The sequence below is a fragment of the Kitasatospora terrestris genome, from assembly GCF_039542905.1.
Lineage (GTDB): Bacteria > Actinomycetota > Actinomycetes > Streptomycetales > Streptomycetaceae > Kitasatospora > Kitasatospora terrestris.
This window is the reverse complement of sequence record NZ_BAABIS010000001.1, coordinates 8,354,793-8,369,427: the sequence shown is the minus strand read 5'-3', so window position 1 is coordinate 8,369,427 and position 14,635 is coordinate 8,354,793. Positions and strand designations below refer to the sequence as shown.

At 73.6% G+C, this 14,635-nt stretch carries 10 protein-coding genes; 2 read left to right on the top strand and 8 right to left on the bottom strand.

The window, feature by feature from the left end:
• Positions 1–146 precede the first annotated feature (146 nt).
• The 3 genes from ABEB06_RS38215 to ABEB06_RS38205 form a co-directional block, all read right to left on the bottom strand.
• Positions 147–2,585, bottom strand: a complete 2,439-nt coding sequence (locus ABEB06_RS38215) for an FUSC family protein (RefSeq protein WP_345701558.1) — start codon at positions 2,583–2,585, stop codon at positions 147–149.
• 89 nt (positions 2,586–2,674) lie between these two features.
• A complete protein-coding gene (locus ABEB06_RS38210) occupies positions 2,675–3,109 on the bottom strand; it encodes a VOC family protein (protein ID WP_345701557.1) in 435 nt (144 codons plus the stop codon).
• A gap of 84 nt (positions 3,110–3,193) precedes the next feature.
• On the bottom strand, positions 3,194–4,069 hold the full coding sequence (locus ABEB06_RS38205) for a glycosyltransferase family 2 protein (RefSeq protein ID WP_345701556.1): 876 nt from the start codon (positions 4,067–4,069) through the stop codon (positions 3,194–3,196).
• Between the two features lie 160 nt (positions 4,070–4,229).
• Here ABEB06_RS38205 and ABEB06_RS38200 point away from each other — a divergent pair, with 160 nt between their 5' ends.
• Entirely contained in the window at positions 4,230–5,450 is a 1,221-nt protein-coding gene (locus ABEB06_RS38200; RefSeq protein ID WP_345701555.1) for a DUF5685 family protein, read from the top strand.
• Positions 5,451–5,468: 18 nt separating this feature from the next.
• Here ABEB06_RS38200 and ABEB06_RS38195 read toward each other — a convergent pair whose 3' ends face one another.
• Positions 5,469–6,077, bottom strand: coding sequence for a flavin reductase family protein (locus tag ABEB06_RS38195; protein ID WP_345701554.1), 609 nt, complete (start codon positions 6,075–6,077; stop codon positions 5,469–5,471).
• Between the two features lie 349 nt (positions 6,078–6,426).
• On the opposite strand from ABEB06_RS38195, the gene ABEB06_RS38190 reads away from it, so the two are divergent.
• Complete coding sequence (locus ABEB06_RS38190) at positions 6,427–7,131, top strand: metal-dependent hydrolase (RefSeq protein WP_345701552.1); 705 nt, start codon at positions 6,427–6,429, stop codon at positions 7,129–7,131.
• 265 nt (positions 7,132–7,396) lie between these two features.
• Here ABEB06_RS38190 and ABEB06_RS38185 read toward each other — a convergent pair whose 3' ends face one another.
• The 4 genes from ABEB06_RS38185 to ABEB06_RS38170 form a co-directional block, all read right to left on the bottom strand.
• Entirely contained in the window at positions 7,397–7,699 is a 303-nt protein-coding gene (locus tag ABEB06_RS38185) for a hypothetical protein (protein ID WP_345701551.1), read from the bottom strand.
• Between the two features lie 31 nt (positions 7,700–7,730).
• Positions 7,731–10,370, bottom strand: a complete 2,640-nt coding sequence (gene adhE, locus ABEB06_RS38180; protein ID WP_345701550.1) for a bifunctional acetaldehyde-CoA/alcohol dehydrogenase — start codon at positions 10,368–10,370, stop codon at positions 7,731–7,733.
• Between the two features lie 238 nt (positions 10,371–10,608).
• On the bottom strand, positions 10,609–11,466 hold the full coding sequence (locus ABEB06_RS38175) for a universal stress protein (RefSeq protein WP_345701549.1): 858 nt from the start codon (positions 11,464–11,466) through the stop codon (positions 10,609–10,611).
• A gap of 476 nt (positions 11,467–11,942) precedes the next feature.
• Entirely contained in the window at positions 11,943–14,327 is a 2,385-nt protein-coding gene (locus ABEB06_RS38170) for a phosphoketolase family protein (RefSeq protein ID WP_345701548.1), read from the bottom strand.
• Between the last annotated feature and the right edge of the window lie 308 nt (positions 14,328–14,635).

The window sequence follows — 14,635 nt, the reverse complement described above, 5'->3', positions numbered from 1 at the left end:
CCCGCCGCGCCCTCGGCAACCGCACCGCGCGCCATCGCCCCCGGCCCCTCGACCCCGTGCGCCCTCCCCCTCGGCCAGCCCTCGGTCGCGGCCACGCAGCCGGTCCGGCCACCGCCTCGCCTTCAGCAACCACCCCGCCCGGCACCTCAGCCGCCTCCCCCTCCCCCACCCTCGTTCGAGCCCCTGGTCGCGGCGTCCGCGGCCGCTCCGCCCGCCGCCCCGGCCGTCCCTCGCCCCTCCTCCGGCTGGCTGCGCCCGTCGGGCGCAGCCTTCGCACCGGGTACGGCCGCCAGGTCGTCGACCAGACCGACCAGCCAGACGGCGGTGTCGACGGCGTGCAGTGCCGCCGGGTCCGCCACCGGCAGTCGGGCCACCGTGAGGCGCTCGTCGAGCAGGGCGGTGCGCGCCTCGGCGAGCGCGGGGTCGGGCCGGACGGGCCCGGCCCGCAGGGCGGCGCCCTCCCGGAGGAAGGCCGCGGCCGCGGTGTCGGCGTCACCGACGAGGCGCCCGGCGACGGCCGGTCGGCCGGCCAGGGAGTGCGGGACGATCCTGGCGAGCAGTTGCTCGGCGCCCCGGACGGTGTGCTGCCCGGTCAGCAGCACCGCCTGCCAGTCCGGTGCACCGGGCTGCGGGTCGTGGCGTTCGGAGCGGAACTGGGCGTAGGTGGCCTCGGCGAGCACCGCGGAGCGGCGGGCCCGGCGCACCGCCCCGCCGGGGGCGGGCCGTCCGGTCAGTTCGGCGACGGTCTCGTGAACGGCGGCGGCGCTGTCGTCGAGCAGTTCGGCGGCGCGCCGGCGCAGCTCGCGGCCGCCGCCGAGCGGCCAGGCGCAGAGCCCGGTGAGGATGCCGACGGCGGCTCCGGTGGCGACGTCGACCAGCCGGGCCTCGGCGAGCTTCCAGCTGGCGGGGGCGAGCTGGGCGAAGACCATGGCGACCACGACGGTGAAGGTGCCCTGGGCCCAGACCAGGCCGAGGGCGGGGCCCAGGGTGAAGGCGGTGAGCATGGCGACGGGCAGGGCGATCGCGTAGAACAGCGGCCGGTCGCCGACCAGGAGGAGCATGGCCGCGGAGCCGGCGGCCCCGCAGAGGGTGCCGGTGATCGCGGGGCGCAGGGTCATCCCGGTGTCGGCGGCGGTGGTCCGCATCAGGGTGAGGGTGGCGAGCAGCACCCAGAAGCCGTGGGTGAGGTCGAGGCCGCCGACCAGCAGGCGGGCCGCGGCGAGGGCGGCGGCGGTGCGGACGGCGTTCTGGAAGTACACCGAGCGCGGAGTCAGGTTGGCCCGGAAGCGCGCCCACCAGAGCCGGACGGCGGGCTCGTGGCCGTACCAGAAGGGGCCGGGCCGGTCGGCGGGCGGCGTCGGGTCGGGGGGCAGTGGCGCGCGCCGGCTGATCCGTACGGCGAGCGTGAGGAAGCGGGCGCCCTCGGCGGCCTCCAGGGCGATGCTCCCGAGGGCGAGCCGGGCGGCGGTCGCCGCCTCGGCCGGGTCGGAGGTGGGGTACGGCCCGATCCGCCCGGCCGAGGGAACGGGCGCGGGTTCGGGTTCGGTCACGGACACGGTCCCGGTGTCGTAGGCGCTGCGGGGGCCGTCCGGCCGGAACGGGGTGGTCCGTGCGGTCTCGAAGCCGGTGATGGCGGCCTCGATCGGCTCCGTCCCGGGCACCGGACCGGCAGCGCGGGCGCCTTCGCCCGCCGCGCGGACGGCCCGTGCGGTGGCCCGGACCAGCGCGGCGGCCTGCGGCAGCGGTCCGGCGAGGTCGTTGACCCGGCCGATCCGCAGCAGTTGCCCGCGGGTGTGGCGCAGCGCGGTGGCCGCGTGCGAGAGCGCGCGGTCGGCGGCGCCCGCCGAGGCGGGGCGCTCCAGCAGCGGGATCCGGGAGAACCGCAGCTCGTCGACCGCCTCGGTGGCGGGGTCGGGGCGGCCGTCGGCGGCGCTGGGGCTGCCGTCGGCGGGGCCAGGCGGGGCGCGGTCGCGGACCGGGCGCTGTGGGGGTGCCTCGACGGCGGCCGCGGTGCGGTCGGCGAGGTCGGCGACCGCGGCGGCGGCGCGGGCGAGCCGGTCCCGGTAGTGGACCGGCGGCGGTACGGGCCACAGCAGCAGTTCGGCGGCGGCCAGCAGCAGGATCCCGACGGTGACGCCGATCAGCCGCAGCGGCAGGTCCTCGGGCCGGTAGGGCGGGAAGCACGGGAGGATGTAGAGCAGTTGCAGGCCGTTGGCGAGGCCGACCAGCCGGGGCCCGCCGACCGAGCCGTAGGCGACGGCGAACCCGATGCCGAGCATGCCGAGGGCGGCCGCCCAGGAGCGGACGGCGAGCAGCGTTCCGAGGGTGATCAGCAGATAGGCCGCGGGCAGGGTGCCCAGCAGGGTGCGGGCCCGGGCGCGGGCGCCGCCGCCGATCCGGGAGAGCAGGCCCAGCGAGATCGCCCCGAACAGGGCATAGGTCGCCGCGCTGGGCCGGCCGAAGCCGTAGCGGAGGGTGTAGAAGCCGGTGCAGGCGGCGAGGGTGACCCGGACGGCGCGGTGCGGGATCTCCCGGCCCGGGTCGCGGGCGCGGAGGCGGTCGAGCAGTGCGCGCGTCCGGCTCATCGGCATCCCGCTGTCCTGGTGTTCCCGGCGTTCCCCGTACTGACGACGGTAGCGCCCGGGCCCGGCCCGCGAGAGTCGGCGGCGCCGGGTCAGTCCAGGCAGAACTCGTTGCCCTCGACGTCCCGCATGTTGATGCAGGACTCGTTCTCCTCGTCGGCGTACAGCACCCGGTCGACCACCGCGCCGAGCGCGACCAGCCGCTCGCTCTCGGCGGTGAGCGCGGCCAGCCGCTCGTCGCCGACCAGGCCGGTGCCGACCCGGACGTCGAGGTGCACCCGGTTCTTGGCGGACTTGCCCTCGGGGACGCGCTGGAAGTACAGCCGCGGGCCGACCCCTGACGGGTCCTTGGCCACGAACCAGGAGTCGCGGTCCTCGGGCGCCTGGGAGCCGGTGTACTCCTCCCAGCTGGCGAATCCCTGCGGCGGCGGGGTCGGGACGTACCCCAGCACCTCGCACCAGAAGCGGCCGACCCGCTCGGGTGACGCGCAGTCGAACGTGACCTGGACCTGTCGAATGACTGTCATTCGATCACCCTAGCAACAGGGTTGGGCCCGCCCCGAGCGTGCACTCCGCACCCCGCGCCCCGCACCCTGCCCCCGCGCTCCACGTCAGATGATCGGCGGGCGTCCGAGGCGCGTCATCCGCCAGACCGTGCCCCAGCTCATCGACCTGCGCGGGCCGCACGGCATCCGTACGCCTTCGAAGAATCCGCCCCACCACGCCTTCAGGCCCGTGAGGGTCCGGGTCCGCGCCGTGGTGAGCAGGATCCACACGCCGAGGTGGACCGGAATCAGGAGGAGCGGGAGGCGCCGGCGGGCCAGCCACACCCGGTTACGGGCGGTGAACCGGTAGTGTCCCGCGTGCCGGGCCGGTGAGGTCCTCGGGTGCTGGAGGACGAGATCGGGCTCGTAGAGGATCTTCCATCCCGCGTCGAGCGCGCGCCAGGCCAGGTCGGACTCCTCGTGGCCGAAGAAGAACTCCCCCGCCCACAGGCCGGTCTGCCGGAGCATGGGCATCGAGAGGGCGTGGCCCCCGCCGAGGAACGCGGTCACCGGGCCCCGGCGCATCGGGTCGTCCGCGCGGAGCCGGGGCACCCAGCGCCGCTCGGTGTGCCCGTGCTCGTCGGCGACCCTGAATCCGACGATCCCCAGCTCCGGGTCCTCCGCGAACAGCCGCTGGACCGTGCGGAACACGTCGTCGGCGATGAGCAGGCCGTCGTCGTCGAGTTCGACGACGACGTCGACCTCACCCGAGTCGCGCAGCAGTTCCAGGGCCACGTTGCGACCGCCGGGGCAGCCCAGGTTCTCCTCCAGCGGGATCTTGGTCGCGTCCGTCGCGACGTCCGTGAGCGGTGTCGCGTTGCCCACCAGGACCACCCGCGCCGCCGGGGAGTCCTGCCTCGCCACCGAAGCCAGGAGCGCCGCCAGCTCCCGCGGGCGGGTGCCCATGGTCACGATGACGACTCCGATGCGCGGCAAGGACATGGCAGCGGTCTCCCGTGGTCGGCGAAGTGCCGATGCTAGCGCGGCGCGACCCGGGCCGGGGGCCCTCGCCCGCCCCCTCGTCCACCCCCGCACCTGCCCTGACGGGCCGTGGAGCCGCTAGGATCACGATCTCCATCGGGGGTGCACAACAGGGGGCTCCATGTTCGGGATCATCAGGCCGTGCCGGCACCGGCTGTCGGAGAAGCTGCACGCGTCGTGGCTGGCGCACCTGTGCGGCCTGTGCCTGGCGCTGCGCGACGACCACGGGCAGCTGGCCCGGACCGCGACCAACTACGACGGGCTGCTGATCTCGGTCCTGGTCGAGGCGCAGGGTCCGCGGGGCACCGCGGGCGGCGACCGGCGGACGGCGGGTCCGTGCCCGCTGCGCGGGATGCGTTCGGCGTCGGTGGCGCGCGGCGAGGGGGCGAGGCTGGCCGCGGCCGTGTCGCTGGCGTTGGCCTCGGTGAAGATGCGCGACCACGTGGTGGACGGCGACGGGGTGTTCGCGCGGCGTCCGGTGGCGGCGGGTGCCCGGGCGGTCGCCCGGCGCTGGGACCGGCAGAGCGCGGGCGGCGGTTCGGTGCTGGGCTTCGACACGGCGGTGCTGCTGGACGCGGCGGCCCGGCAGGCGGAGATCGAGGCCTCGCTCGGCACCGGCTCCTCGGTGCTGCTGGTGACCGAGCCGACCGAGACGGCGACGGCGGCGGCGTTCGCGCACACCGCGGTGCTGGCGGGCCGGCCGGGGAACGCGTCCGCGCTCGCCGAGGCGGGCCGGCTGTTCGGCCGGCTGGCGCACCTGCTGGACGCCGCGGAGGACCAGGACGCCGACGCCGGGGCGGGCCAGTGGAACCCGCTGACCGCGACCGGCACCTCGCGCGCGGAGGCGGAGCGGCTGTGCCGGGACGCGGTGCACGGCATCCGCCTGGCGCTGCGCGACGTGGAACTCACCGACCGCGCCCTGGTTCACCTGCTGCTCGCCCACGAGACGGGCGCGGCGGTCGACCGGGTCTTCGGCCACGGCCCGTCCTGCACCCTGCCCTCGCTCGCCGGACAGACCGCCACCGCACAGGCCGGCACCGACCCAGCCGGCAACGGCCCGGCGGCCGTGATGCCGACCGCTCCGCCGGATGGCAACCCGGGCCACCAGCACCCGCGCGGGCCCAGGCCCCGTCGTCCGCTGATCTCGGGCTGCGCGGTGTGGCTGGCGATGGCCTGCACCTGCCAGCTGCTCTGCTGCGAGCACGAGGACCCCTGGTCGCGCGAGCGCAAGGAGGGCTTCTGTGCCCGCAACTGCGACTGCGGCGACTGCTGTGACGGGTGCGACTGCGGGTGCGACTGCTGTGACGGGTGCGACTGCTGCGACTGCGGGTGCGACTGCTGACCGCATCCGCCCGGCGGGTCAGCCCCGGGGCCACTCCCCGTACGGGATCCGGGCGATCTCGCGGATCCCGGCGGTGGTGCCCCACTGGTTGCGGCCGAGCCGGGAGAGCGGGCGCAGCCGGGTGATCTCGGGGTGGCCGTCGACCAGGACGGAGTCGTCGACGGCCGCGTGCACCACACGGCCGAAGACCACGGTGGAGTCGCCGAGCCGGACGGTGCTGTGCAGGCGGCACTCCAGGGCGACCGGCGAGGCGGCCACCCGGGGCGGCTTGACCAGCAGGGACGGCTCCGGCCGGATCCCGACCGCCTCGAACTCGCCCTCGCCGGCCGGGAAGTCCGTGCCGGTCGCGTTGATCTGCTCGAACAGCTCCTCGGGCGCGAAGCTGACCACGAACTCGCCGCTCGCCTCGACGTTGCGCAGGGTGTCCTTGCGGCCGACCGAGGTGAACTGGACGATCGGCGGCTCCACGCACGCGATGGTGAAGAAGGAGTGCGGGGCAAGGTTCGCTGTGAAGCCATCGGGGCTGACCGTGGACACCCACGCGATCGGCCGGGGCACGACCACCGCGGTCAGCAACCGGTAGAAGTCGCCACGGGGCATGGTCTTGGGATCGAAGTCGACTCGCATGGCAGGAAGTATGCCCTGACCTGCGAGATCGGCGGATCCTGACGATCTCGTGCATGGTTGGCCGTGGCCTGTGTGCTGTCGGCTCGTTGGACCGTCCGTGGTGGGGACTGCAGCACGTGCATTCATAGTCTCGGAGCGTCGGATCACCGGGTTGTCGCAGGCGGTGACCGCTGATCCGGTGGCCGAGTTGGGGCCGGTGCGGCAGGCCCGGGGTGATCACCGACCGCCGCGCCCGCGCATGGACGGCCGGTCAACGGGCAGTCGACCACTGACGGAAACCGCCCGCCGGGCCTCCCGCGAGTGCTGCCGGGACGCCGACGGGCGGCTGGCACGCAGGGGGCGGACACGCATGATGGGCCACTCGCACGCCGTGAGCGGAGCACTCGTGTTCGCGGCGGCAGCACCCTTCCTGGCACCGGTCGCGGCCGGACGCCCCCTGCTCCCCGGCGAGGTCCTGGTCGGCGCGCTGCTGAGCGCGGGCGCGGCCCTGCTACCCGACCTCGACCACCACGACGGAACGGTGGCCAACCTCTTCGGACCGTTCACGCGGCTCCTCTGCCGCGCGGTGGCCCGGCTCTCCGGAGGACACCGGCACGCCACCCACTCCCTGCTCTTCGTCGCGCTGGTGGGCGCGGGAAGCCTGGCGGGCGTGACCCGCTGGCAGCGCGGCTTCACCGACGGACTGACCTTCGCCCTGCTCCTGCTCGCCGTCCACGCCCTGCGCTCGCACACCCCCGGACGCTGCACCCATTCGCGGGCCACCACCATCGGCCTGGCCGCGATCGGAACGGCCTCGGTCGACACCTGGCTCCCCGGGACCGGAGCGTGGCTGCCCTGGACGGTGGTGCTCGGCACCCTGGCCCACCTGCTGGGCGACTTCCTCACCCGGCAGGGCGTGCCACTGCTGTGGCCGTACGGCCGGCGGTTCGAGCTGGTACTGATCAAACGGACGGGAAACCGCTTCGAGACCCGCTTCCTGGTACCGGTGATGACGTGCGGAACCTTCGTACTGGTCTGGCTGGCGGCCTTCGCACCCACCGCCCTCACCAGCTGATCCCGCAGACCGGCCAGGCGTGAGCCCTGTCCGGATGTCGCCCGGACGCACTACGGTGCCCCGGCAGTGAGAAAGCAGGCAGCCTCACCCCGTGAGCAGCAGGCAGCCCTCCGGCGCTCCCCGGCGGGCGCGCTCCTCACGGACCGGTGCCACGAGACGGCCCCGGGCGTCGTGGAGGCCGCCGTGCCGGGACCATCAGCCCCGGTGAGGACAACTTCCGCCCGTGGGACCGACGAAGCCGCCCACCAGGGCCCATGGGTCCCTGTCACCACTTCGCCCGCTGCGGTGCAGTTGGCGCGTGAGGCTGGGCCGCCGCTGGGGCGGCCGCGATGTGGGAGGCAGCGGTAGGAAGCAGAAGCTCGGTCTGGTCCAGGTGCTCCTCGGGGAAGCGGTCGGTGATCTGCCGCCACACCGCGAGGGTCCGCCCGGTCGGGCCGGCCAGGAAGGCGCCGCCCTCGTACGGCGTGTAGTTCCGCTGGATGAAGTCGCGCACATCAATGGCGTCGCACCACTGGTTGCCCCGAAAGCCGTCCCAGGCGGTCGCGGCTCCCTGCTGCTGTGTGGTCATGGTCGGGCTGTCCCTCTCACTCGGGTGGTGGTCAGGACCGGTTGCCGTAGTAGGCCTGGCGCATCAGCTGCTGCATGTCGGCGAGCAACGGCATCCGGGGGTTGGCCGGGGCGCACTGGTCCTCGTACGCGTTCATCGCCTGCTGTGGCAGTGCCGCGAGGAAGGCCGCCTCGTCCACGCCGGCTTCCTTGAAGGAGCGCGGGATGCCCACCCGGTCACGCAGTTCCTCGATCGCGGTGGCGAGCGACTCGACGCCCCGCTCAGGGGTGTCGGCGGGCAGGCCGAGCGTCCGGGCGATGGCCTGGTACCGCTCGGGCGCCACGTAACTGCGGTACTTGGGCCAGCTGCTGACCTTCGCCGGAGCCGTGCCGTTGTACCGGATGACGTGCGGCAGCAGCAGCGCGTTGGTGCGCCCGTGCGCCACGTGGAAGGTCGCGCCCAGGGTGTGCGCCATGGCGTGCACCACGCCCAGGAACGCCGAACCGAAGGCCATGCCCGCGATGGTGCCGGCGTTGTGCATCTTCTCCCGGGCGCGCGGGTTGTTCGGGCCGTCGGTGACGGCCTGCTCCAGGTTCTCGAAGACCAGCCGGATCCCCTGGAGCGCCAGCCCGTCGGTGAAGTCGTTGGCGTAGACCGACACGTAGGTCTCGATGCAGTGGGTGAGGGCGTCGAAGCCGGTGTCGGCGGTGACGTCCTTGGGCAGGTGGGTGGTCAGCGCCGGGTCGACGATGGCGACGGACGGGGTGAGCGCGTAGTCGGCCAGTGGGTACTTCTGTCCGGTGGCGGTGTCGGTGATCACCGCGAACGGGGTGACCTCGGCTCCGGTGCCGGAGGTGGTCGGGATGCACACCAGCTTCGCCTTCTCGCCCAGGTCCGGGAAGGTGAAGGCGCGCTTGCGGATGTCGAAGAACTTCTCCTTCAGGTCGGCGAACTCCACCTCCGGGTGCTCGTACATCAGCCACATCACCTTCGCCGCGTCCATCGGCGAACCGCCGCCGAGCGCCACGATGGTGTCGGGGCGGAAGTCGCGCATCAGCTCCGCGCCCCGCCGTACGGTGTCGATGCTGGGGTTGGGCTCGACGAAGTCGACGACGCGGACCTCGACGGGTTCGCGGCGGCGGTCCAGGATGCCGCGGATCCGCTCCAGGTGGCCGATCTCCACCATGGTCCGGTCGGTGACGACGACGATGCGGTGGGCGTTCGGCATGCTCGCCAGGTACTTGATGCTGTTGCGCTCGAAGTAGATCTTCGGCGGGACCTTGAACCACTGCATGTTGGTGTTGCGCCGCCCGATCCGCTTGATGTTGAGCAGGTTCAGCGCCGACACGTTGCCTGCGACGGAGTTGTGCCCGTAGGAGCCGCAGCCCAGTGTCAGCGAGGGGGTGAAGGCGTTGTAGACGTCGCCGATGCCGCCCTGCGAGCTGGGTGCGTTCCAGATGATCCGGCACGCCTTGACCGCGTGCCCGAACTCCTCGACGAACGCCGCGTCCTCGGTGTGCACCGCGGCCGAGTGTCCGAGCCCGTTGAACTCCACCATCGCCGAGGCCAGTTCGACGCCCTCTCGGCGCGAGGAGGCGGTCAGCACGGCCAGCACCGGGCACAGCTTCTCGCGGGTCAGCGGCTCGGTCGGGCCGACCCGCCCGACGTCCACCAGCAGCACCGAGGTGTCCGCCGACACCTCGAACCCCGCCGCCGTCGCGATCTCGGGCGCGCTGCGGCCCACCACGTCGGCGTTCAGCCGCTGCCCCGCGCAGGAACTCCCCTCCCCCGCGCCGAACAGGTACTGCTCCAGCAGCGCCTTCTCCTCGGCGTTCGCGTGGTGCGCCTTCAGCGTGCGGAACTCGGCGAGCGCCGCATCGCGGATCTCCGCGTCCAGGATGACGGCCTGCTCGGAGGCGCAGATCATGCCGTTGTCGAAGGTCTTCGACAGCACGATGTCGTTGACGGCCCGTTTCAGGTCCGCGCTCCGCTCGACGTAGGCGGGGACGTTGCCGGCGCCGACGCCGAGAGCCGGCTTGCCGCAGGAGTAGGCCGCGCGGACCATCGCGTTGCCACCCGTCGCCAGGATGGTGGCCACGTCCGGGTGGTTCATCAGGGCCTGGGTGGCTGCCATCGACGGTTCTTCGATCCACTGGATGCAGGACCGCGGTGCTCCGGCCGCCACCGCCGCATCCCGCACGATCCGGGCCGCCTGCGCCGAGCAGTGCTGCGCGGCGGGGTGGAAGGCGAACACGATCGGGTTACGGGTCTTCAGCGCCAGCAGGCACTTGAAGATGGTGGTGGAGGTGGGATTGGTGACCGGGGTGACGCCCGCGACCACACCGACCGGCTCGGCGATCTCCACGATCCCGTCGATCTCATCGCGGTGCACCACCCCGACGGTCTTCGTGCGGGCCATCACGTGGGTGACGTTCTCGCAGGCGAAGACGTTCTTCACGGCCTTGTCCTCGAACAGGCCGCGCCCGGTCTCCTCGACCGCCAGCGCGGCGAGACCGGTGTGCTGGGCCAGAGCGGCCAGCGACGCCTTCTTGACGATGTGGTCGACCTGCTCCTGGGTGAAGTCGGCGTACTCCCGAAGAGCTGTCAGGGCGTCGGCGACCAGGGCGTCAACGGCAACGGCGGCGGCCGGGGCGGGAGGAGTCGGCTCCTCGGTCTGCGGGCGGCGGGACATGTCGGGACCACCTTTCGGTTTTTCGTCCGGGGACCGGGTACTGGCGGGCGTCGCTCGCGCCTGCACCGACAGCCTTCCCGAGCTCCGCCACCCGGGGAGGCGGCCGATGGGGTACGCCTGCGGGCCGAAGGTCCCTCCCCGCAGGCTCCCGCGGCCGGGAACGCCCCGGGGCCGAACACGCCAACGGCCGTGGCAGGACCGGCATCCGGTCCTGCCACGGCCGGCGTGGCGTTGTCGGTCAGTCGTGCGGCACCACCGCGACCGGGCCGTGTGTGTGGTGCAGCACCGCGTGGGCCACGGCGCCCAGCCCGGGCGCGGCCGACCGGATCCTCGGGCTCCGACGGCCCACCACCACCAGCGAAGCGCTGCGCGAGGCCTCCACCAGTGCCTTCCCGGCCGGCCAGCCGGTCACCTCGGCCTCGACACGCACCTCGGGGAATTTCTTCCGCCAGGGCGCCAGCGTGTCCTGGAGCCTGACCTGCGCGGCGGCTGCCAGCGCACTCGTGATCTCCGGCGGGTCCACCGGAGCAGCCGTCACGTACCGCCCGGTGGGGAACTCGCGACTCTCCAGCGCGCGCAGCACCGCGCCGCGTTCGGCGGCCCTTTCGAAGGCGAACGCGAGCAGCTCGGCGCAGGGCCGGCTGCTGTCCACCCCGACCACGACGTCACCGTTCACGCCGCCCTGGCCGTCCGTACCGGTCCCGACCAGGACCACCGGGCAGGCGGCGTGCGCCGCCACGCGCAACGCGACCGACCCGAGCAGCAGCCCGGCGAGTCCGCCGATCCCGCGCGAGCCGAGCACCAGCAGTCCTTCGCGCTCTCCGGCGGCGACCAGTGCGTCGGCCGGGCTGCCGGGCACGTGCTCGCAGGAGACCTTGAGGCCCGGCAGCACCGTCACGATCTGGTCCCGCAGTGCGAGCACCGGCCGGGGCAGCAGCTCCGCCGGGTCCGCGGCCTCCACCGAGAACTCCGGCTGCGCGCCGACGTGGACCAACCGCAGGGCCCGGCCGTTCCGGTACGCCTGGTAGGCCGCCCACTCGGCCGCCGCCGCGCTCTGCGCCGATCCGTCGACTCCCACCACAACCGCGTGAGACATGATCACGTCCTCCTCCGCTCTCCGGTCGCGGCACCGACGTGCGCAACCCCGTGTCTGATGGACAGGCTCGCGGCTGCTGAGGTCCTGCCACAGGGGCCGAGCAGCCCCTGGCCGGTCCCGAAGGTCCCGGTCAGGGGCTGAGCCCATGCCTCGGGCACGACCGCCACCGGGCAGTCGGCATGGTGCAGGACCGCGTGGGCCACCGGGCCGGGCGGCGAGGTGCGGGGCGGTGGAGCCGACCCGCAGCCCCGGGAAGCCGCCGCTGCCGCGTGCCCCGAGGTCCAGCAGTTCGGCCCCCTCGCCTGCGGCGACCAGTGCCGAGGTGACGGTGCCGTGGACCTCGTCGGTGCGGACCGGCAATTCCGGGTGGCGCACCGCGAGGACGTGCCGGTCCGCCGACGGTGACGGTCAGGTCCGTGGTGCTCGTCTTCCTTCCGTGGGGCGCCGCCCGGCCCTGGTCAGCCGCCCGGCCCGGGTCAGCTGCCCGGCTGCCAGTCGGCGATCTCGGGCAGGTCGGTGCCGTGTTCGCGGATCCAGTCGTGGTGCCGGCTGCGCTGGTCGGCCATCTGCTGGCGGACGGCTGCGGCGCGCACGGCGAGGCCGGGCACCCGGTCGATGACGTCCATCACCAGGCGGTAGCGGTCGAGGTCGTTGCGGACCACCATGTCGAACGGCGTGGTGGTGGTGCCGGACTCCTTGTAGCCGCGCACGTGCAGCTGCGGGTGGACGGCGCGGCGGTAGGCGAGCCGGTGGATCAGCCACGGGTAGCCGTGGTAGGCGAAGACGACGGGTTTGCCGCTGGTGAAGAGGGCGTCGAACTCGGCGTCGGGCATGCCGTGCGGGTGTTCCTCGGCGGGCATCAGCCGGGCCAGGTCGACCACGTTGACCACCCGCACCGCGAGTTCGGGCAGGTGACGGCGCAGCAGCCCGGCAGCGGCGATCACCTCCTGGGTCGGCACGTCACCGGCGCAGGCGAGCACCACGTCCGGCTCGCGTGCGCCGTCGTCGGTGCCGGCCCAGTCCCAGATGCCCGCGCCGCGGGCGCAGTGGGCGCGGGCCTGGTCCAGGGTGAGCCAGTCGAAGCAGGGCTGCTTCCCGGCGACCACGACGTTGACGTAGTCGCGGCTGCGCAGCACGTGCTCGGCGGTGGCGAGCAGGGTGTTGGCGTCCGGCGGGAAGTAGACGCGCACGGCCTCGGGGCTCTTGTTGAGGACGTGGTCGACGAAGCCGGGGTCCTGGTGCGAGAAGCCGTTGTGGTCCTGGCGCCAGACGTGCGAGGTGAGCAGGTAGTTGAGTGAGGCGATCGGTGCCCGCCAGGGCAGGGCGCGGCTGGTGCGCAGCCACTTGATGTGCTGGTTGACCATCGAGTCGACGATGTGGACGAAGGCCTCGTAGCAGGAGAACAGGCCGTGCCGGCCGGTGAGCAGGTAGCCCTCCAGCCAGCCCTGGCAGGTGTGTTCGGAGAGGATCTCCAGCACCCGGCCGTCGCGGGCGAGGTGCTCGTCGACCGGCAGGACGGCGGCCTGCCAGGCCTTGCCGGTGACGCCGTATGCGGCCTGGAGCCGGTTGGAGGCGGTCTCGTCCGGCCCGACGATCCGGAAGTCGCGGCGTTCGGCGGTGTCGGCCATCACCTGTTCGAGCAGGTCGCCGAGGACGCGGGTGGGTTCGTGCAGGCTGGTGCCGGGCTTGTCGACCGGGACGGCGTAGCGCTCCAGCTCGGGCAGGGGCAGCTCGCGCAGCAGCAGACCGCCGTTGGCGTGCGGGTTCGCCCCGAGCCTACGGCGGCCCTCGGGAACACACTCGAGGACCTGCGCGGTGGGCCGTCCCTGCTTGTCGAACAGCTCCTCGGGGCGGTAGGAGCGCAGCCATTCCTCCAGCTGGGCGAGGTGGGCGGGGTTGCTGCGGACCTGGTCGAGCGGGACCTGGTGGGCGCGCCAGGTCCCCTCCACCGGCACGCCGTCGACCTCGTGCGGGCCGGTCCAGCCCTTGGGGGTGCGCAGCACGATCACCGGCCAGTCCGGCCGCTCGATGGCTCCGTCCTCACGGGCGGCGCGCTGGATGGCGGCGATCCGGTCCAGGGCCGTGTCCATGGCGGCGGCCATCGCGCGGTGCACGGCCATCGGGTCGTCGCCGGTGACGTACAGCGGGTCGTGGCCGTATCCGCGCAACAGCTGGTCCAGCTCTTGTTCGGGCAGGCGGGAGAGCACCGTGGGGTTGGCGATCTTGTAGCCGTTCAGGTGCAGTACCGGCAGCACCGCGCCGTCGTGCACCGGGTCGAGGAACTTGTTGCCGTGCCAGGAGGCGGCCAGCGGCCCGGTCTCCGCCTCGCCGTCGCCGATCACGCAGGCGACCAGCAGCCCGGGGTTGTCGAAGGCGGCGCCGTAGGCGTGCGACAGCGCGTAGCCCAGCTCGCCGCCCTCATGGATCGACCCGGGCGTCTCGGGTGCCACATGGCTGGGGACACCGCCGGGGAAGGAGAACTGTCGGAACAGCCGCGCCATGCCCTCCTCGTCGCGGGTGACGGACGGGTAGGTATCGCTGTAGCTGCCCTCCAGCCAGGAGCCGGCCAGCACCGCCGGGCCGCCGTGTCCCGGGCCCCAGACGCAGATGGCGTCCAGGTCGCGCCCGGAGATCATCCGGTTGAGGTGGGTGTAGACCAGGTTCAGGCCGGGTGAGGTCCCCCAGTGGCCCAGCAGGCGTGGCTTGATGTGCTCGGGTCGCAGCGGCTCGCGCAGCAGCGGGTTGGTCATCAGGTAGATCTGACCGGCCGCCAGGTAGTTGGCGGCACGCCAGTGGGCGTCGAGCGCCCGCAGCTCGGCCTCGGTCGGCTCTCCGGGCGTTGAAGCGGCGGTCACGGTCATGGTTGCGGTCTCCTCGGGACTCGGTCGGCTTCGCTGGCCGCCGACGGCGGGCCGTACCCATCGTCACGCCGCGCACCCGCTCCGGCACAGGGCCGACCGGGTCACGGCCCAGCAGTTGGGAGAGGGACCTGCGGCCCAGCCGAACCTCGCACGCACCACCGCAGGGCCCGACGGGCCGGCAAGCCGAGGACCAACGACCCGGGAGCGGGGCCGGTCGGCCCCGCGCGCCCGCCGCCGGCGGTGCCGGAGGCTGGCGGCACCCCCTGCCGACCGTCGCAGGGGCGGACCCGGCGGACGAACGGAACACG